Source organism: Klebsiella sp. CD33 (genome assembly GCF_051992865.1).
In the GTDB taxonomy this organism is placed as follows: Bacteria; Pseudomonadota; Gammaproteobacteria; order Enterobacterales; family Enterobacteriaceae; genus Klebsiella; species Klebsiella pneumoniae.
In genome coordinates this window covers 1,087,336-1,105,575 of record NZ_CP197023.1, presented here as the reverse complement: position 1 = coordinate 1,105,575, position 18,240 = coordinate 1,087,336, and the positions used below count along the sequence as shown (strand labels likewise).

At 60.6% G+C, this 18,240-nt stretch carries 18 protein-coding genes; 9 read left to right on the top strand and 9 right to left on the bottom strand.

The genetic code is table 11. The features are described 5' to 3' along the window. Nucleotides 1–10 precede the first annotated feature (10 nt). The 4 genes from srlD to gutQ all read left to right on the top strand — a co-directional run bounded on the left by srlD (nt 11) and on the right by gutQ (nt 3,105). Entirely contained in the window at nt 11–790 is a 780-nt protein-coding gene (srlD, locus tag ACR809_RS05490) for a sorbitol-6-phosphate dehydrogenase (protein WP_002914815.1), read from the top strand. 157 nt (nt 791–947) lie between these two features. After that, on the top strand, nt 948–1,307 hold the full coding sequence (gene gutM, locus ACR809_RS05485; protein ID WP_004145754.1) for a transcriptional regulator GutM: 360 nt from the start codon (nt 948–950) through the stop codon (nt 1,305–1,307). Between the two features lie 66 nt (nt 1,308–1,373). Continuing rightward, the gene (gene srlR / locus ACR809_RS05480) at nt 1,374–2,147 is read left to right on the top strand and encodes a glucitol operon DNA-binding transcriptional repressor SrlR (protein ID WP_004181024.1); all 774 of its coding nucleotides are present in this window, start codon (nt 1,374–1,376) and stop codon (nt 2,145–2,147) included. Then, nucleotides 2,140–3,105, top strand: coding sequence for an arabinose-5-phosphate isomerase GutQ (gutQ, locus tag ACR809_RS05475; protein ID WP_004174691.1), 966 nt, complete (start codon nt 2,140–2,142; stop codon nt 3,103–3,105). The genes srlR and gutQ overlap by 8 nt, the downstream gene beginning before the upstream one ends. Here the strand turns inward: gutQ and norR are convergent. Further along, nucleotides 3,068–4,618 carry a nitric oxide reductase transcriptional regulator NorR gene (gene norR, locus ACR809_RS05470; protein ID WP_102098467.1) on the bottom strand — a complete coding sequence of 517 codons (1,551 nt, stop codon included), beginning with the start codon at nt 4,616–4,618 and terminating at the stop codon, nt 3,068–3,070. The genes gutQ and norR overlap by 38 nt on opposite strands. Nucleotides 4,619–4,805: 187 nt before the next feature. Between norR and norV the strand changes: the two genes are divergently transcribed. Continuing rightward, nucleotides 4,806–6,254 (top strand): anaerobic nitric oxide reductase flavorubredoxin, encoded by a 1,449-nt coding sequence (gene norV / locus ACR809_RS05465; RefSeq protein ID WP_122051094.1) that lies wholly within the window; start codon nt 4,806–4,808, stop codon nt 6,252–6,254. Then, the gene (gene norW, locus ACR809_RS05460; RefSeq protein ID WP_002914823.1) at nt 6,251–7,384 is read left to right on the top strand and encodes an NADH:flavorubredoxin reductase NorW; all 1,134 of its coding nucleotides are present in this window, start codon (nt 6,251–6,253) and stop codon (nt 7,382–7,384) included. Before norV ends, norW begins: the two co-directional genes overlap by 4 nt. A gap of 95 nt (nt 7,385–7,479) precedes the next feature. Here norW and ACR809_RS05455 read toward each other — a convergent pair whose 3' ends face one another. The 4 genes from ACR809_RS05455 to ACR809_RS05440 all read right to left on the bottom strand — a co-directional run bounded on the left by ACR809_RS05455 (nt 7,480) and on the right by ACR809_RS05440 (nt 12,410). Next, complete coding sequence (locus ACR809_RS05455) at nt 7,480–8,493, bottom strand: HoxN/HupN/NixA family nickel/cobalt transporter (RefSeq protein WP_004174687.1); 1,014 nt, start codon at nt 8,491–8,493, stop codon at nt 7,480–7,482. Further along, on the bottom strand, nt 8,490–10,724 hold the full coding sequence (gene hypF, locus ACR809_RS05450; RefSeq protein ID WP_102098271.1) for a carbamoyltransferase HypF: 2,235 nt from the start codon (nt 10,722–10,724) through the stop codon (nt 8,490–8,492). The genes ACR809_RS05455 and hypF overlap by 4 nt, the downstream gene beginning before the upstream one ends. A gap of 8 nt (nt 10,725–10,732) precedes the next feature. Then, nucleotides 10,733–11,260: an electron transport protein HydN gene (gene hydN, locus ACR809_RS05445; protein WP_002914875.1), complete on the bottom strand. Its 528-nt coding sequence runs from the start codon at nt 11,258–11,260 to the stop codon at nt 10,733–10,735. Nucleotides 11,261–11,396: 136 nt separating this feature from the next. Next, entirely contained in the window at nt 11,397–12,410 is a 1,014-nt protein-coding gene (locus tag ACR809_RS05440) for a LacI family DNA-binding transcriptional regulator (protein WP_004174685.1), read from the bottom strand. Nucleotides 12,411–12,677: 267 nt separating this feature from the next. Between ACR809_RS05440 and ascF the strand changes: the two genes are divergently transcribed. The 3 genes from ascF to ACR809_RS05425 all read left to right on the top strand — a co-directional run bounded on the left by ascF (nt 12,678) and on the right by ACR809_RS05425 (nt 16,061). Further along, nucleotides 12,678–14,120, top strand: a complete 1,443-nt coding sequence (gene ascF / locus ACR809_RS05435; protein WP_108452581.1) for a PTS cellobiose/arbutin/salicin transporter subunit IIBC — start codon at nt 12,678–12,680, stop codon at nt 14,118–14,120. A gap of 26 nt (nt 14,121–14,146) precedes the next feature. After that, nucleotides 14,147–15,571, top strand: coding sequence for a 6-phospho-beta-glucosidase (locus tag ACR809_RS05430; RefSeq protein WP_122051093.1), 1,425 nt, complete (start codon nt 14,147–14,149; stop codon nt 15,569–15,571). Nucleotides 15,572–15,752: 181 nt separating this feature from the next. Next, nucleotides 15,753–16,061 carry a SymE family type I addiction module toxin gene (locus ACR809_RS05425; protein WP_002914883.1) on the top strand — a complete coding sequence of 103 codons (309 nt, stop codon included), beginning with the start codon at nt 15,753–15,755 and terminating at the stop codon, nt 16,059–16,061. On the opposite strand, the gene hycI is transcribed toward ACR809_RS05425, so the two are convergent. From hycI to ACR809_RS05405, 4 genes are read right to left on the bottom strand one after another with little or no spacing between them, the layout of a single operon-like run. After that, complete coding sequence (gene hycI / locus ACR809_RS05420; RefSeq protein ID WP_004174683.1) at nt 16,058–16,528, bottom strand: hydrogenase maturation peptidase HycI; 471 nt, start codon at nt 16,526–16,528, stop codon at nt 16,058–16,060. The two genes, ACR809_RS05425 and hycI, sit on opposite strands and share 4 nt — an antisense overlap. After that, nucleotides 16,521–16,931 (bottom strand): formate hydrogenlyase maturation HycH family protein, encoded by a 411-nt coding sequence (locus ACR809_RS05415; protein WP_002914887.1) that lies wholly within the window; start codon nt 16,929–16,931, stop codon nt 16,521–16,523. The genes hycI and ACR809_RS05415 overlap by 8 nt, the downstream gene beginning before the upstream one ends. Further along, entirely contained in the window at nt 16,928–17,695 is a 768-nt protein-coding gene (locus tag ACR809_RS05410; RefSeq protein ID WP_002914891.1) for an NADH-quinone oxidoreductase subunit B family protein, read from the bottom strand. The genes ACR809_RS05415 and ACR809_RS05410 overlap by 4 nt, the downstream gene beginning before the upstream one ends. Next, a complete protein-coding gene (locus ACR809_RS05405) occupies nt 17,695–18,237 on the bottom strand; it encodes a formate hydrogenlyase complex iron-sulfur subunit (RefSeq protein ID WP_004181037.1) in 543 nt (180 codons plus the stop codon). Before ACR809_RS05405 ends, ACR809_RS05410 begins: the two co-directional genes overlap by 1 nt. Between the last annotated feature and the right edge of the window lie 3 nt (nt 18,238–18,240).

The window sequence follows — 18,240 nt, the reverse complement described above, 5'->3', positions numbered from 1 at the left end:
GGAGAGAGAGATGAATCAGGTTGCTGTTGTCATTGGCGGTGGACAAACCTTAGGAGAGTTTCTGTGCCGCGGGCTGGCCGCCGAGGGCTACCGCGTGGCGGTGGTCGATATTCAGAGCGAAAAAGCCAGCCGCGTCGCCCAGGAGATTAACGCTGAGTATGGCGAAGGTATGGCGTACGGCTTCGGCGCCGACGCCACCAGCGAGGCCAGCGTCACCGCCCTGGCCCACGGGGTGGATGAGATTTTTTCGCGCGTCGACCTGCTGGTGTACAGCGCCGGGATCGCCAAGGCGGCGTTTATTAGCGACTTCGCGCTGGGGGATTTCGACCGCTCGCTGCAGGTCAATCTGGTGGGCTATTTTCTCTGCGCCCGCGAGTTCTCGCGGTTGATGATCCGCGACGGCATTAAGGGGCGGATCATTCAGATCAACTCGAAATCCGGCAAAGTCGGCAGTAAGCACAACTCCGGCTACAGCGCGGCGAAGTTCGGCGGCGTCGGGCTGACCCAGTCGCTGGCGCTGGATCTGGCGGAATATGGCATTACCGTGCATTCGCTGATGCTCGGCAATCTGCTGAAGTCGCCGATGTTCCAGTCGCTGCTGCCGCAGTATGCCACCAAGCTCGGTATCGATGAGAGCGAAGTCGAGCAGTACTACATCGACAAGGTGCCGCTGAAGCGCGGCTGCGAATATCAGGATGTGCTGAACGTATTGATGTTTTACGCTAGCCCACAGGCGTCGTACTGCACCGGGCAGTCGATCAACGTCACCGGCGGCCAGGTGATGTTTTAACAGGTTCCCGGATGGCGCTGCGCTTATCCGGGCTACAAAACTGTAGGTCGGGTAAGGCGTTAGCCGCCACCCGACAAAAAAACGGCACCGCGGGTCGCTCGGGTTAGGCGCTCGCGCCGTGACCTGGGCTGTTCCCGCCCCCCTTAAGGAGAGACCTATGGTTACTGCATTAATCATCGTCGCCGCCATCGCCTGGCTTACCCAGCTGGCCTTTGGCGGCTGGCAGATCCGCCGCTTCAATCGCGCCTTTGATAGCCTGTGCCAGCAGGGGCGGGTGGGCGTCGGCCGCTCCGCCGGGCGCTTTCAACCGCGCGCCATCGTCGCCATCGCCGTCGATGATAACGACCGCATTAGCGACACGCTGCTGATGAAAGGCTTCACCATTTTCGCCAGTCCGCAAAAGATCCCGGCTCTGGCAGGCAAACATATTGCGGAATTGCAGCCTGATGTGATCTTTCCCCATGATCCGCGCTGTCAGAATGCACTATCATTAGCGCTTAATCCGAAACATGGATAATTTCGTTGTAAAAGTAAATATCTTGCGAAATTATCACTTCGAAACTTAAACGCAGGATAGACGCCTATGAAACCACGTCAGCGCCAGGCAGCCATTCTCGAGTTCCTGCAGTCGCAGGGAAAATGCTCGGTCGAAGAGCTGGCGCAACACTTCGATACCACTGGCACCACCATCCGCAAGGATCTGGTCACGCTGGAAAACGCCGGCACCGTCATTCGCACCTACGGTGGCGTGGTACTCAACAAGGATGAAGCCGATCCGCCGATTGACCATAAAACGCTGATCAACACCCATAAAAAAGCCCAGATTGCCGAGGCCGCCGTGCGATACATCCACGATGGCGATTCAATTATCCTCGACGCCGGCAGCACCGTGCTGCAGATGGTGCCATTGCTGAGTCACTTCAATAACATCACGGTGATGACCAACAGCCTGCATATCGTCAACGCGCTATCAGAGTTCGATAACGAGCAGACCATCCTGATGCCGGGCGGCACCTTCCGTAAAAAATCGGCCTCTTTTCACGGCCAGCTGGCGGAAAACGCCTTCGAACAGTTCAGCTTCGACAAGCTGTTTATGGGCACCGACGGTATCGATCTGAACGCCGGAGTCACTACCTTTAATGAGGTCTATACCGTCAGCAAAGCGATGTGCAACGCCGCCCGCGAAGTGATCCTGATGGCCGACTCATCCAAGTTTGGTCGTAAAAGCCCCAATATTGTCTGCGGCCTTGAACGCGTGGATAAATTGATTACCGATGCCGATATTGACCCGGAATTCCAGCGAGCGCTGGAAGCCAAAGGCATAGCAGTCATTATTACTGGAGAACATCATGAGTAACTTTTTGTTAGAGGCCGGACGCCAGACCCTGATGCTTGAGCTGCAGGAGGCGAGCCGCCTGCCGGAGCGCCTGGGCGACGACTTCATCCGCGCGGCGGAAACCATTATCCACTGCGAGGGCAAACTGATTGTCTCCGGTATCGGTAAATCCGGCCACATCGGTAAAAAGCTGGCGGCAACCTTCGCCAGCACCGGCACCCCGGCCTTTTTCGTCCATCCGGCGGAAGCCCTGCACGGCGATCTCGGCATGCTCGATAGCCGCGACGTGATGCTGTTTATCTCCTACTCCGGTAGCGCGAAAGAGCTGGATCTCATCGTGCCGCGGCTGGAAGAAAAAGGCATTCCGCTGCTGGCGATGACCGGCAAATCCACCTCGCCGCTGGCGCTGGCGGCGAAAGCGGTGCTGGATATCGCCGTGGAGCGCGAGGCCTGCCCGATGCATCTGGCGCCAACCTCCAGCACCGTCAACACGCTGATGCTGGGCGACGCGTTGGCGATGGCGGTGATGCAGGCGCGCGGTTTCAATGAAGAGGATTTCGCCCGTTCCCACCCGGCGGGCGCCCTCGGCGCGCGGCTGCTGAACAAAGTGCATCACCTGATGCGTCGTGATGAAGAAGTGCCGCGGGTCAATACCGAGGCCAATGTCATGGACGCTATGCTCGAACTAAGCCGAACCGGACTCGGCCTGGTGGCGGTCTGCGATGAAGCCAACCGCGTGCAGGGCGTTTTCACCGACGGCGACCTGCGCCGCTGGCTGGTTGCTGGCGGTACGCTCAACGATGGCGTCACTCGGGCGATGACCCGCAACGGCGTAACGCTGCAGGCGGATAGCCGCGCGGTGGAAGCCAAAGAGCGGCTGATGAAACACAAAATCAGCGCCGCGCCGGTAGTGGATGAGAACGGCCAACTGGTCGGCGCCATTAACCTGCAGAACTTTTACCAGGCGGGGATCCTTTAAGCCCCAGACGTTTCGCCAGCCGATGCAGGTTGGCGACGTCCAGTTCCAGCGCTCGGGCGGTCGCCGCCCAGTTGCGCTGGTTCGCCTCCAGGGCGCGGCTAATCGCTTCTCGCTGAAAAGAGTCAGTCGCCTCGCGCAAATTGACGTTTTCCGTCGCCGGCGCCGCTGCCGCCGTCTCAGTCGGCAACATCGGCGCCGTCACCGCAAACTGGAAATGCTGCGGCTCCAGGACCACTTCATCACCGGCCTGGGTGGCCCGCGCCAGCACCACCGCCCGGTGAATAGCATGCTCCAGTTCGCGCACGTTGCCCGGCCAGGACCACTGCTGCAGCCTGTTTCGCGCCGCCTCAGCCAAAATGACCCGCGCCAGCCCCATCCGCAGGCGGCACTGCTCACAGAAATAGCCCGCCAGCAGCACCACATCGTTCTCCCGTTCGCGTAGCGCCGGAACCGACAGCGGGAAGACGCTCAGCCGATGGTACAGATCGGCGCGAAAGCGCCCTTCCACCACCTCCTGGCGCAGATCGCGGTTCGTCGCCGCCAGCACCCGCACATCGACCCGCAGGCTGCGGTCATCGCCGACGCGCTGAATATCGCCATACTGCAACACGCGCAGCAGCTTCGCCTGCAACGCCAGCGACAGTTCGCCGATTTCATCAAGGAACAGGGTGCCGTTATCAGCCATCTCAAATTTACCGCTGCGGTTGCTGATAGCCCCGGTAAATGCCCCTTTAACATGGCCGAACAGCTCGCTCTCCGCCACGCTTTCCGGCAGCGCCGCGCAGTTGAGATAGACCAGCGGATTGGCGGCTCGCGGCGATCCCTGGTGCACCGCCTTCGCCACCAGCTCTTTACCGGTGCCGGTTTCGCCGCTTATCAGCACGTTTAAATCCGAGGCGGCGACGATATCGATCTCTTTTTTCAGCTGCAGCATGGGCGCCGACAGGCCGATAATCTCCTGACGCTCAGGCTGCGGGTAATTCACCGCCTGCGCCGGCAGGACGTTTTGCGCTTCAAGGCGGGCGATAAGCAGCGCATTATTCAGCGCCCCGGCCACCAGCGCGGCAATCAGCCGCAGCTCTTCATCGCTGAAGCTATCGAAACGATCGGCATCCATGCCGTCCAGGGTCAGCGCGCCAATCAGCGTCTGCCCGGCAAACAGCGGCAGTCCCACGCAGGCATGGACTTTGAGGCTCTCATGACCGGGGATCAGCCCGTCATAGGGGTCGGGCAGGTCGCTATCCGCCGGGAAGCGCACCACATCCCCGGCGCGCGCAATCGCCTCCAGCCGCGGGTGTCCTTCCAGGGCAAAGCGCCGACCGAGCACATCCTGCGCCAGGCCATCGATCGCCAGCGGCACAAACTGATGCGCCTCATAGCGCAGCAGCGCTGAGGCATCGCAGCCAAGAATTTGCCGCAGGGTAGTAATCAGGCGCGAAAAGCGGTCGGTGTGACCAATATCGCTTTGTAAATCTATGGCGATTCTCGCCAGCTCGTCGACGGAAAAACTCATTGCCGCTCCATTGTCATTTTGACAATACGCATTGTCATATCGACTATTTTAACCATTGTCATTTTGACAACAACCAAAATCAGAAAAAATTAAAAACAGATAATTATCAATGAATTAAAAAGTTGGCACGCAACTTGATATAAGCCAGTCAACTGAGTTTAAACACACTGTATTGATTGAGGTTGCTATGTCTATTGTGGTGAAAAATAACATTCTTTGGGTTGGCCAACGTGACTGGGAAGTGCGTGATTTCCACGGCACCGAATATAAAACGCTGCGCGGCAGCAGCTACAACAGCTATCTCATCCGCGAAGAGAAAAACGTGCTGATCGATACCGTCGATCATAAATTCAGCCGCGAGTTCGTACAGAACCTGCGCCGCGAAATCGACCTCGCCGACCTCGACTATATCGTCATTAACCACGCCGAAGAGGACCATGCCGGCGTGCTGACCGAACTGATGATGCAGATCCCCGATACGCCGATCTACTGCACGGCCAACGCCATCGACTCGATCAACGGCCACCATCATCATCCGGAGTGGAACTTCCACGTGGTGAAAACCGGCGATACTCTCGACATCGGTAACGGTAAACAGCTGATCTTCGTGGAAACGCCGATGCTGCACTGGCCGGACAGCATGATGACCTACCTGACCGGCGACGCGGTGCTGTTCAGCAACGACGCCTTCGGCCAGCACTATTGCGACGAACACCTGTTCAACGATGAAGTGGACCAGACTGAACTGTACGAACAGTGCCAGCGTTACTACGCCAACATCCTGACGCCCTTCAGCCGCCTGGTGACGCCGAAAATTACTGAAATCCTCGGTTTCAACCTGCCGGTGGAGATGATTGCCACCTCCCACGGCGTGGTCTGGCGCGATAACCCGACGCAAATCGTCGAGAAATACCTCGAGTGGGCGGCGGATTATCAGGAAGATCGCATCACCATCTTCTACGACACCATGTCCAATAATACCCGCATGATGGCGGACGCCATTGCCCAAGGGATCACCGAGGTTGACCCACGGGTAGCGGTGAAAATCTTTAACGTCGCCCGCAGCGACAAAAACGACATCCTCACCAATGTTTTCCGCTCGAAAGGCGTACTTGTCGGCACGTCCACCATGAACAACGTGATGATGCCGAAAATCGCCGGGCTGGTGGAAGAGATGACCGGGCTGCGTTTTCGCAATAAACGCGCCAGCGCCTTTGGCTCGCACGGCTGGAGCGGCGGCGCGGTAGACCGCCTGTCCACCCGCCTGCAGGATGCCGGCTTTGAGATGTCGCTGAGCCTGAAAGCCAAATGGCGCCCGGATATCGACGCGCTGGAGCTGTGCCGCCAACACGGTCGCGACATCGCTCGCCAATGGGCCCTCTCGCCGCTGCCGGTTGCTGAAGCAGCGACAACACCGGAACCACAGGACTGCGCCTGTGCCGCCGCCGCGGCCGCCGAACTCGGTCCCATGATGCAGTGCAGCGTGTGCCAGTGGGTCTATGACCCGGCGAAAGGCGAACCTAATCAGGATGTACAGCCGGGTACGCCGTGGAGCGAAGTGCCGGACAATTTCCTCTGCCCTGAGTGTTCTCTTGGCAAAGATGTCTTTGACGTACTGGCGACGGAGGCAAAATGAGTGATGGCATCGTCATCATCGGCTCGGGCTTCGCGGCCCGCCAGCTGGTGAAAAATATTCGTAAGCAGGATGCGCAAATCCCGCTGACCCTCATCGCCGCCGATAGCATGGATGAATACAACAAACCGGACCTCAGCCATGTCATCAGCCGCGGACAGAAGGCCGACGATCTGACCCTGCAAAGTGCCGGCGAGTTCGCCGAGCAGTACACTCTGCGTCTGTTTCCCCATACCTGGGTAAGCGATATCGACGCCGAAAACCGGTTAGTGAAGAGCCACGATAACCAGTGGCGCTACGACAAACTGGTGCTGGCCACCGGCGCGACGCCGTTTATCCCGTCGGTGCCGGGGCGCGAGCTGATGCTAACGCTCAATAGCCAGCGCGAATATGGCGCGGCGCAGAGCCGGCTGCACGACGCGAAGCGCGTGCTGATCGTCGGCGGCGGCCTGATTGGCTGCGAACTGGCGATGGATTTCTGCCGCGCCGGTAAAGCGGTAACGGTAGTCGATAACTCCGCCAGCGTGCTGGCGGCGCTGATGCCGCCGGAGGCCAGCAGCCGCCTGCAGCATCGGCTCACCGAGATGGGCGTACATCTGATGCTGAAAACGCAGCTGGAGGGGCTGGAGCAAACCGCCGACGGCATTCGCGTCAGTCTCGATCGCCAGCGCGCGATAACCGTCGATGCGGTGGTGGCCGCCGCCGGCCTGCGCCCGGAAACGTCGCTGGCGCGCCACGCCGGACTGCAGATTAACCGCGGTATTGTGGTCAATAGCCAGCTGCAAACCAGCGACCCGGCGATTTATGCGCTCGGCGACTGTGCGGAAATCAACGGCGTGGTACTGCCGTTCCTGCAGCCGATTTTACTCAGTGCCATGTGCCTGAGTAAAAATCTGCTGGCGCAGGCGGGAGAACTCAAGCTGCCGCCAATGCTGGTGAAGGTGAAAACCCCGGATCTGCCGCTGCATCTGGCCGGCGACACCCGCCGCGACGATCTGACGTGGAATATCGTGGCCGCCAAAGAGGGGCTGGTGGCGAAAGGCGTGGATGCCGAAAACCAGCTGCGCGCCTTTGTGGTCAGCGAAGACAAAATGAAGGAAGCCTTTGCGCTGCTCAAACAACTGGTAAGTTGATGGTTTTCCCGGTTGCGGCGTAAACGCCTTAGCCGGGCTACGGTATTGTCCTGGTAGCCCGGCTAAGCGCAGCGCAAGCCGGGAACATATCCAGCCTAGCGCGCCAGATTGTCGTAGCCGCGCCAGCGATAGTTAAGCACCGATAGCGCCCAACAGGCGACAAACAACCCGACCACCACAAATCCGGCGTCGCCGAGGTTGTCGTTTAACGCCCCTACCCAGCGCCATATTCCGCCGCTGAGCGCAAACTTATCCATCAGCAGGCCCAGCGCTTCCAGGCCGCCGATAAACAGCGCCACCACCACCGAGGTGCCGGTGATGGTCATGTTGTAATAGAGCTTGCGCTGCGGTTTGCTGAACGCCCAGCCGTAGGCGCCGACCATCAGCACGTTATCGAGGGTATCCACCAGCGCCATACCACTGGCGAACAGCGCCGGGAAGACCATAATCGACCAGACGGAAATCCCGCTCGACGCACCGGCGGCGGAGATACCCAGTACGCCGATTTCGGTGGCGGTATCAAAACCGAGGCCAAACAGGAAACCGACCAGGTACATCTGCCAGCTGCGGCTTATCAGACGGAAGGTCTTGCCAAACAGCCAGCTCATCACCCCGCCGCCGCTGACGATTTCGTCGCTCACCGGCTCTCCGCGCTTCCATGCCCGAAAGCTGCGCCACACGCTGCGTAAAATCACCAGGTTGATAAAGGCCATCGCCAGTAAAAACAGGGCCGACACGGCGGTGCCGATAACGCTACCGGTATCATGCAGCCAGCTCATCTGCGTGCTGAAGGCGGTGGCGGTCGCGGCAATCGCCGCCGAGGCCAGCACCACAATCGATGAGTGGCCCAGCGAAAACCACGCCCCGACGGCGAAAGGCCGCCGCCCCTGCTGCATCATCTTGCGGGTCACGTTATCAATCGCCGCAATATGGTCGGCGTCCACCGCGTGGCGCAGGCCGTAGCCCCAGGCCAGCAGGCTGGCGGCCATCAGCGCGCCGCTGTCGCCAAAGGCCTGCAGCGCCCAGCACCAGGCCAGTAAATTCGCCGCGATCAACCCCAGCACCAGACCCGCGGCGCGCGGCTGCTGGCGTAAAACTGTCATTATCATGGTTGTATTCCTTGAGCCTGCCCGCGGGCGGCGGCGATCACCGCCTGACCATAGGCGATTGCGCCGTCGCCGGCCGGCAACTGCTGTGCAAACAGCAGAGTAAAATCCGCCAGATAAAAGGTCAATCGCGCCGCCAGCAGGCGGTTATGCAGCACCCCGCCGCTGCAGACCATCGTGTCGATGCCGCGGACGGTGGCGCAGTCGCGGGCCATCGCCGCCAGTCCACAGGCCAGGGCGTCGTGGAATGCCCAGGCTTTCTGCGCCGGAGTCGCCTGCCAGCTCAGCCATTGCCGCCAGAAGGTCGCTAAATCCAGCGCGTCGTCGCGCCACGGCAGCGTAACCGGGTGGCTGACGCCGGGGCAGCTGGCGGCCAGCGCCTCCAGCCGACAGGCCGCTTCGCCTTCATAGCTCAGACTCTCCGGCGCGCAATCCAGGGCGCAGGCAACGGCATCAAACAGCCGTCCGCAGGATGAGGCGCGCGGCGCGTTAATCCCGCGCTCGATGGCCTGCGCCAGCAGCGGCCAGTTGCGCTGGCGCAGGGTGGCGGCCTGCGGATAATCCTGCCAGTCAGGGACAAAGGCCAAACAGTGGGCCAGCAAATTTCGCCACGGCTGGCGTGCCGCCAGGTCCCCCCCTGGCAGCGCGACGGCCGGCAGCCCGCCAAGATGTTCGCATTCGCGATAGTTGACCCGCAGGCACTCCCCGCCCCACAGCGCGCCGTTCTCCCCCATACCAATACCGTCGAGTGTCAGGGCGATAACGTCCCCGCCGTCAAGCGGCCAGCGGTGCTCCGCCAGGCACGCCGCGGCGTGGGCATGGTGATGCAGCACTGTCTCCAGCGGCAGGGGCAGGGAGGCCGCCCACTGCGTTGAGCGATAGCCGGGATGGGCATCAACCACCACCCGCTGCGGCACAAACGCGTAAATGCTCTGCATCAGCTGCAGGGCGCTGCGCCACTGCTGTTCAACACCTTCCTCGCCAAGATCGCCAAAGTGCTGGCTCAGCACCGCTTCGCTGCCGCGCGCCAGGCAGAAGGTATTTTTCATATCCGCGCCGAGAGCCAGCAGCGGCGGGATGTCTCCTAGCCCCGGCGGCAGCGGCAGCGCGTCCGGGACGTAGCCCCGGGCGCGGCGCAGCATTTCACCGCTTGAGCGCACCAGTGAATCATCCATCCGCTGTACGATGTCGCGATTATGCAAGAGAAAGCCGTCGGCAATGTCGGCTAACTCATTGAGCGCCTGAGCATTACTTAACGCCGGCGGACGGCCGCTAAGGTTGCCGGAGGTCATTACGATGGGGCGCGCCAGGCCCTGCAGAAGCAAATGCTGCAGCGGATTAGACGGCAGCATCACCCCAACTTCCGCAAGCCCTGGCGCAATCTCGTCGCACAGGCCGGAGACCTGCGCTTTGGCAATCAGCACGATGGGGGCCGCAGAGGAGCCCATCAGCGCCGCGGCGTCGGCGGGTAAGCCCGCCGCTGACGGCAACATCACCGCCAGCGGTTTCGCCGGACGGTGTTTTCGCGCCCGCAGCGTGGCAACGGCTGCGGAATTACCGGCGTCGCAGGCCAGATGAAAGCCGCCGATGCCTTTTATCGCCACGATGTCGCCCGCCGCCAGCCGGGCGATAGCCGCCTGCAGCGCCGCCTCGCCGTCCAGCGTTTCCCCCTCTGCCCGCCATTCCAGTCGCGGCCCGCAGTCGGGACAGGCCACCGGCTGGGCGTGAAAACGGCGATCGGCAGGATCGCGGAATTCCGCCTCACAAGGGGAACAGAGCGGGAACGGCGCCATTGCGGTGAAGGGCCGGTCGTAGGGCATGGCGCGAATAATGGTCAGCCGCGGCCCGCAGTGGGTGCAGTTGATAAAAGGATAGCGGTAGCGGCGCGCCCGGGGATCGTTCATCTCCGCGAGGCACGCCGGGCAGGTCGCGGCATCGGGCACGATCTGAGTGCGCATCCGTCCCGTCCCGCTCTCGCGAATGGTGAAATCCTGCGGCAGAGCCGCCCAGCGATAGGGGGTGCAGTCGGTACTGTCGATCCGCGCCAGCGGCGGGCAGTGGTCAGCCAGGGTGGCAGTAAAACCGTCGTCGCCCCCGACCAGCCGCACCAGTACGCCGTCGCCGTCGTTACAGACATCGCCGCAGCGGGCCTGCGCCCGGGCCAGCTGCCAGACAAAGGGGCGGAAACCGACCCCCTGCACTTTACCGCGAATGCGGATTTGCACCCCGTTCATGCCTTGACTTACCAGGCCAGCGCCGTACGGCGACGTTTCTCGATATTCATCTGCTCAAGTTTGTTGCGGTCAACGCACACCAGGGCATGCGTCGGGCACACTTCCATGCAGGCCGGGCCGCTCTCGCGGTGGAAGCAGAGATCGCACTTGTTGGCTTCGGCTTTTTCCGCCACGACGTTCAGTCCGGCGCCGCTATGGCGGATCACCGGGCGCACCACCACCTCCATCGCCCCGTACGGGCAGGCGACGACGCAGGTTTTGCAGCCGATGCAACGCTCCTGCATCACATGGACAAAGCCTTTATCGCGGCTGATGGCGCCGTTCGGGCAGACATTGGCGCAGGGGGCGTCTTCACACTGACGGCAGGCGGTCGCCGTGGAAACATTGACCCCTTTGATCACGTGAATACGCGGCTGAAAGGTGTGAGGCGTCAGGGAGGCGCAGTCCTGATGTTCCTGATGGGATACCACGCAGGCCACTTCGCAAGTGCGACAGCCGATACATTTGCTCGCATCGGCGATAATGAAACGGTTCATCCATTTCTCCAGCAGTAAGAAGGTTACGCGCCGGAGTATGCATAATACGTTCCAATTTTTTAATATATTGATTATAAAGACTATTATAGCTGCGGTTTGCTGTCATCGTCAGTAGTGACGATGACAGCTGACGACGTCAGGCACAGGGGCCCGCCACCAGCGACTCGCGTTCAATCAGCGCTCCGGGAAAGCTTTGCTGAAAGTTGAATTCCCCGCCATCCAGCATAAAGATCAGCCGATTGATGCTCTCTTTAATCATCTCCGTCACCGGCACCCGGACGCTGGCGAGCGACGGCACCATATACGGCGCAAGAGCAATATCGTCAAACCCCACCACCGAGACCTGTTCTGGCACCTTAACGCCCAGCTGGTGAAGCTGCTTCATCGCCCCGATGGCCATATCGTCATTGCTCGCCACCAGCGCGCTGTAGGTAACCCCGCGCTGACGCAGGCTCTCCACCCCCGCCGCCCCGGTTTCCGGCGTCCAGCGCCCTTCGGCGATAAGCGCCTCGTTCAGGGCGATGCCGTGGCCAGCCAGCGCGTCTTTGTAGCCGGCGAGGCGTTCGACGCCGGTGGGCGAGTCAAGGGAGCCGGTAATAAAGGCGATATCGCGATGGCCAAGCGCAATCAGCCGCTCCACTACCCGCATCGCCGAGGCTTTTTGATCGGACCAGACGCAGTGGCTGGCGTGGCGGCGCAGGCGGCGATTAAGCACCATGATCGGCTGCGAGTGGTTCTCAACGATCTCGTCCATCTCATCAACGGTGAGAAAGCGCGGGTAGATGATGATCGCATCGCAGCGCAGATCCAGCAGGTACTGGATCGCCTCCCGCTCCTCTTGCGCGCTGTGCTTGCCGTCGGCCAGGATCAGCTGCCGCCCTTTATCCTCCGTCATCCGCGCCACGTGATACAGCAGTTCGCTAAAATAGACGCCGTGGTACAGGGTATTGGTCACCACCAGGCCGAGGGTTTGCGTGGTTTTGGTCGCCAGGTTGCGCGCCAGCAGATTTGGCCGGTAGCCGCTCTCCGCCACCGCCTTAAACACCCGGTCTTTGGTCTCCTGGCTGACATAGCCGTTGCCCGACAGCACCCGCGAAACGGTCGCCTTCGATACCCCCGCGCGCTTTGCGACCTCCAGCATCGTTGCCATGTGATTCTTCCTGTTGCAAAAGTTGCAGGCAGTGTACTGCACGTTTCCCGCTTTTACAGCACTCCCCTGTTCACCACCGCGATCCGGCTCACGGCGACGCTTAGCGATCAAAATCACAAAATTGAGATCATGTTTTTTTATTTCTTGTGCAATTAAATGAAACTCACCATGATTTTGTGGAACCGGTTTCCTATAAAAACATGGTATCGCCCGGCGATGCGGGGCGGTGGCAGATTAGTACCCTATTGATAAACAGGATAAAATCCGATGTCGAAAAATTATGCAGCCCTGGCGCAACAGATAGTCGCGGCAATCGGCGGGGTCGACAACGTCGCCGCCGTTACCCACTGCATGACCCGTCTGCGCTTCGTGGTTAAAGACGACGAACAGGTCGATAGCTCTACCCTGAAAGGCCTGGCCGGGGTGCTCGGCGTCGTGCGCAGCGATAACCAGTGCCAGGTGATCATCGGCAACACTGTCTCCCAGGCCTACCGCGAGGTGGTGAATCTGCTGCCTGGCGACCTGCGCCCGGCTGAGCCGCAGGGCAAAGCGCCGCTGACCCTGAAACGCATCGGCGCCGGGATCCTCGACGCGCTGATCGGCACCATGTCACCGCTGATCCCGGCGATTATCGGCGGATCGATGGTCAAGCTGCTGGCGATGATCCTCGAGATGAGCGGCGCGTTGCCGAAAGGCTCGCCGACGCTGACCCTGCTGGCGCTTATCGGCGACGGCGCATTTTTCTTCCTGCCGCTGATGGTGGCCGCCTCCGCGGCGGTGAAATTCAAAACTAATATGTCGCTGGCTATCGCCATCGCCGGGGTGCTGGTGCATCCTGGGTTTATCGAATTGATGGCCAAAGCCGCCCAGGGAGAACACGTTGAATTCGCCTTTATTCCGGTTACCGCGGTGAAATACACCTATACGGTGATCCCGGCGCTGGTGATGACCTGGTGCCTGTCGTATATCGAGCGCTGGGTGGATCGCATTACCCCGGCGGTGACGAAAAACTTTCTGAAGCCGATGCTGATCGTGCTGATCGCCGCCCCGCTGGCGATCCTGCTGATTGGCCCGCTGGGCATCTGGATCGGCAGCGCCATTTCCGCGCTGGTGTATACGATCCACAGCTATCTCGGCTGGCTGTCGGTGGCGATCATGGGCGGGCTGTGGCCGCTGTTGGTGATGACCGGTATGCACCGCGTCTTTACGCCGACCATCATTCAGACCATCGCCGAAACCGGCAAAGAGGGTATGGTGATGCCATCGGAGATCGGCGCCAACCTGTCGCTCGGCGGCTCTTCGCTGGCGGTAGCGTGGAAAACCAAAAACCCGGATCTGCGCCAGACGGCGCTGGCCGCCGCGGCATCGGCGATTCTGGCCGGGATTTCCGAACCGGCGCTGTACGGCGTGGCGGTGCGCCTGAAGCGCCCGCTGATCGCCAGCTTAATCAGCGGCTTTATCTGCGGCGCGGTGGCAGGTATTGCCGGACTGGCCAGCCATTCGATGGCGGCGCCGGGGCTGTTTACCAGCGTGCAGTTTTTCGATCCGGCCAATCCAATGACCATCGTCTGGGTGTTTGGCGTGATGGCGCTGTCGGTGGTGCTGTCTTTTGCCCTGACGCTGATCCTTGGCTTTGAGGACATTCCCGTTGAGCAGGCCGCTGCCGACGCCAGAGCGCGCCAGGCCAGGGCCCAGGCATCCCACGCCTGAATACACTATTGATAATGAGGTAATGCATGGCGAGTTTCCCACAGGGATTTTTATGGGGCGGCGCACTGGCCGCCAACCAGTCTGAAGGCGCTTATCTTGAAGGCGGTAAGGGGCTGACCACCGTGGATACCCTTCCCCACGGCGCGCATCGCCTGCCGGTAAAATTAGGCCTGGAGAAGCGCTTTACGCTGCGTGAAGACGAATTTTACCCCAGCCACCAGGCGATCGATTTTTACCATCGCTATAAAGAAGATATCGCCCTGATGGCCGAGATGGGGTTCAGCGTCTTTCGCACCTCCATCGCCTGGAGCCGCCTGTTCCCACGCGGCGACGAACAGCAGCCGAATCCGCAGGGCATCGCCTTCTATCGCTCACTGTTCGAGGAGTGCAAAAAGCACGGTATCGAGCCGCTGGTCACCCTGTGCCATTTTGACGTGCCGATGCATCTGGTGATGGAGTACGGCTCCTGGCGCAACCGCAAAATGGTGGATTTTTTCAGCCACTACGCCCGCACCTGCTTTGAAGCTTTTGACGGCCTGGTGAAATACTGGCTCACCTTCAATGAAATCAACATCATGCTGCACAGCCCCTACTCCGGCGCCGGTCTGGTGTTTGAGGAGGGAGAAAATCAGGAGCAGGTGAAGTATCAGGCCGCGCATCACGAGCTGGTGGCCAGCGCGCTGGCGACGAAAATCGCCCATGAGATTAACCCGCAAAATCAGGTCGGCTGTATGCTGGCCGGCGGTAATTTCTACCCTTACTCCTGCAAGCCGGAAGATGTATGGATGGCGCTGGAGAAGGACCGCGAAAACCTGTTCTTTATCGATGTCCAGGCCCGCGGCGCCTATCCGGTGTGGACCGCGCGGGTGTTCCGGGAAAAGGGGGTCACCATTGCGAAACAGCCGGGCGATGACGAGATCCTCAAAAACACCGTCGATTTCGTCTCCTTTAGCTACTACGCGTCGCGCTGCGCCTCGGCGGAGATGAACGCCAGCAACACCAATGCCGCCAACATCGTCAAGTCGCTGAAGAACCCGCACATTCCGGCCAGCGAATGGGGCTGGGGCATCGACCCGCTGGGCCTGCGCATCACCATGAACATGATGTACGACCGCTATCAGAAACCGCTGTTCCTGGTGGAAAACGGGCTTGGCGCCCGCGATGAGATCGATGCCAATGGGGACATCAATGACGACTATCGCATCAGCTACCTGCGCGAGCACATCAGGGCGATGCGCGATGCTATCGGCGACGGCATTCCGGTGATGGGCTACACCAGCTGGGGCTGCATCGATCTGGTCTCGGCGTCCACCGGCGAGATGAGCAAGCGCTACGGCTTTGTCTATGTCGATCGCGACGATGCCGGCAACGGCACCCTGGCGCGTAAGCGTAAAAAGTCATTCTTCTGGTACCAGAAGGTGATAGCCAGTAACGGCGCCGATCTCGACTAAGCACCCTCGCCCACGCGCGCCCGTTCCCCGCGATAACCGGGGGACGGACGTCGGCTATCTGTTGCATCCATTACATGCTTTTTTCTCGAGCCTGATTCCAGTTTCTGGTTTGCCACCTGTTTACAATAACTGGTATTTTATCCAGTACTTTTACAGGGGTATCTTCAGCAAGGAGCACATCATGAGCGCACAGCACCCTACCGCAGCCAGAGGGATAGCCAGGGCCATTCGCCAGTTAACCGTGGGATATGTCAGAAAACGCCATGAGGACCGCAAAACGCGGGAGACGCGGCGCTACACCCGCCACGCGGCATTAAGCTTAAACGGCGACTGGCTGGAGCAGGCGGGGTTTCCGGTCGGCACGCAGGTCAGAGTCTCGGTGTCGCCCGGTAAATTAGTGATAGAGAATCTTGAGCTGGCAGCGCCGGGAACGGGGCTCCCTTCCGGCCAGTCGTGCGCCGGCGGAGAGCCCGGTTCGCCGCAGGGCTAGTCGTCCGCGGCCTCCAGCTGAGTAAAGCCGCCCTTGCCCTGCCAGCCTGCCAGCTGCTGATACACCCGGGCAACGGCCTCTTTCACCGGCTGGGTCATCGGATAATAAAAACCGACGATATCCGGCTGAATGCCGAGGAAAATCACCTCGCCGACGTCTTCTTTCAGCTGATCGACCAGATAGTTGAGCGGCATGTTATGGGTGGTCATCATAAACATCTCGGCGATGTCGTCGGGATCGATGATGCGAATGTCGCCGGGGTTTAGGCCCATATCGGTGGCATCGACAATCAGCAGGCGTTCGGGGCGTAATTCGCGGATCGCCACGATGTCGTTTTCCGGCGCGCTGCCGCCGTCGATGACCACCCACTGGCCGGCCGGGTTCGCCGCGCACATCTCCGCCAGCAGCGGGCCGGCGCCGTCGTCGCCCATCATGCTGTTGCCGACACAGAGTAAAACGTCAGTCACGTAATCTCCTCACCATCAGGTAGATGGCGCTCTCCTGGTGAATATCATGCAGCATGCTGAGCAGGGTTTTGCTCCACGCCTGCTGCTGCGGGGTCTGCGCGGACTGCGCTTTATCAAAGGCGTTGGCCAGCATCGCCACATGACTGCTGTCGATGACGATTTCGCCATACTTCGGCACGCCCTCCATTTTGCGCCGCGCGGCGCTTCCGGCCTCAAGGGTGGCGATCCATGCCAGATACGCGTCCCACGGGCAGCTCAGCGCCGCCTCCAGACAGTCGATGACGCCGAGGTGGTGGCCAATCGCCAGGCTGTAATAGACCACCTGCTGCGCCTGATCCGGCGTGGCGTCGTTCTCATCAATAAATTTACGGCTCAGCTGACTGAACACCACCGTCTCGCTCATCGGATACGCGCCCCCTCGACCACCTGGTTGAGATGGGTGACGATCTCGGTCAGACGCGGATCTTTCTCCGCCTCTAGCCAGCGCAGCACCTGGCTGTCGCCCTGGCCAAGCAGACGCATATAGTCATCGGCAATCTGCCGTCCATAGCGATAGCCCGCCAGACGCCGCGCTTCGCGATCGATGCGCACCCGCAGAGGCTGCACCATATCGGCATGCAGCAGCTCGGTCGGCTGTTCGTCGAGCTCACCCGGCAGACGGGCATGAATTTTCTGCTCCAGCAGGCCAAGCGCCATGGCGAAGCCGTACAGCGTGGCGGCTGGCGTCGGCGGGCAGCCCGGAATATAGACGTCGACCGGTACGATTTTATCGGTACCGCCCCAGACGCAGTACAGGTCGTGGAAGATGCCGCCGCTGTTGCCGCAGGCGCCGTAGGAGATACAGATCTTCGGATCCGGCGCCGACTGCCAGGCGCGCAGCGCCGGGGAGCGCATCGCGCGAGTCACTGCCCCGGTAAACAACAGAATATCGGCATGGCGCGGCGAAGGCACCACCTTAATCCCGAAGCGTTCAGCGTCGAACAGCGGCGAAAGGGTGGCGAAAATTTCGATTTCGCAGCCGTTGCAGCCGCCACAGTCGACGCGGTAGACGTAGGCCGAACGTTTAATCTTCTTCAGTAGCGAGGCCTTCATGCTGGCGATGGATTCATCCACCGTCATCGGCACGGGAATGCCGTTTTCATCGCGCGGGCCAAGTAAAGTACTCATCAGCTGGCCTCCCTCATATGGCGGGTCAGTTCAATACGATCGGACGGCACCAGGCATTTCTGGCGCTTGCATTCCGGGCAGGTTTCGAAGCTTTCGCGGTGCAGCTCGGCGCGGGTATCGCCGTTATGCTTGAGCAGCGCGATGGCGTAGTCGATCTCCTTCTGCACCGCGAACGGACGCTGGCACTCCCGGCAGTGGCAGATAGCGAAGCGCGACTGCTGGAGGAAATCCTCTTTCTTCCACACCGCCAGCTCATACTCCGGCGACAGCTTAATCGCCGCCGTCGGGCACACCTCTTCACAGCGACCGCAGAAGATGCAGCGCCCGAGATTGAACTGCCACGCCAGCTGGTTAGTGGCCAGATCGATCTCGACCGTCAGGGCGTTCGACGGGCAGGCGTTCACGCAGGCCGCGCAGCCGATACACTGCTGTGGCGTATGCTCCGGCTTGCCGCGAAAGTTTTTGTCCACCGGCATCGGCTCCAGCGGGTAGGCGTGCGTCTCGGTGCCGGTCTTAATAACTTTTTTAATAAAGGTAAACATGGC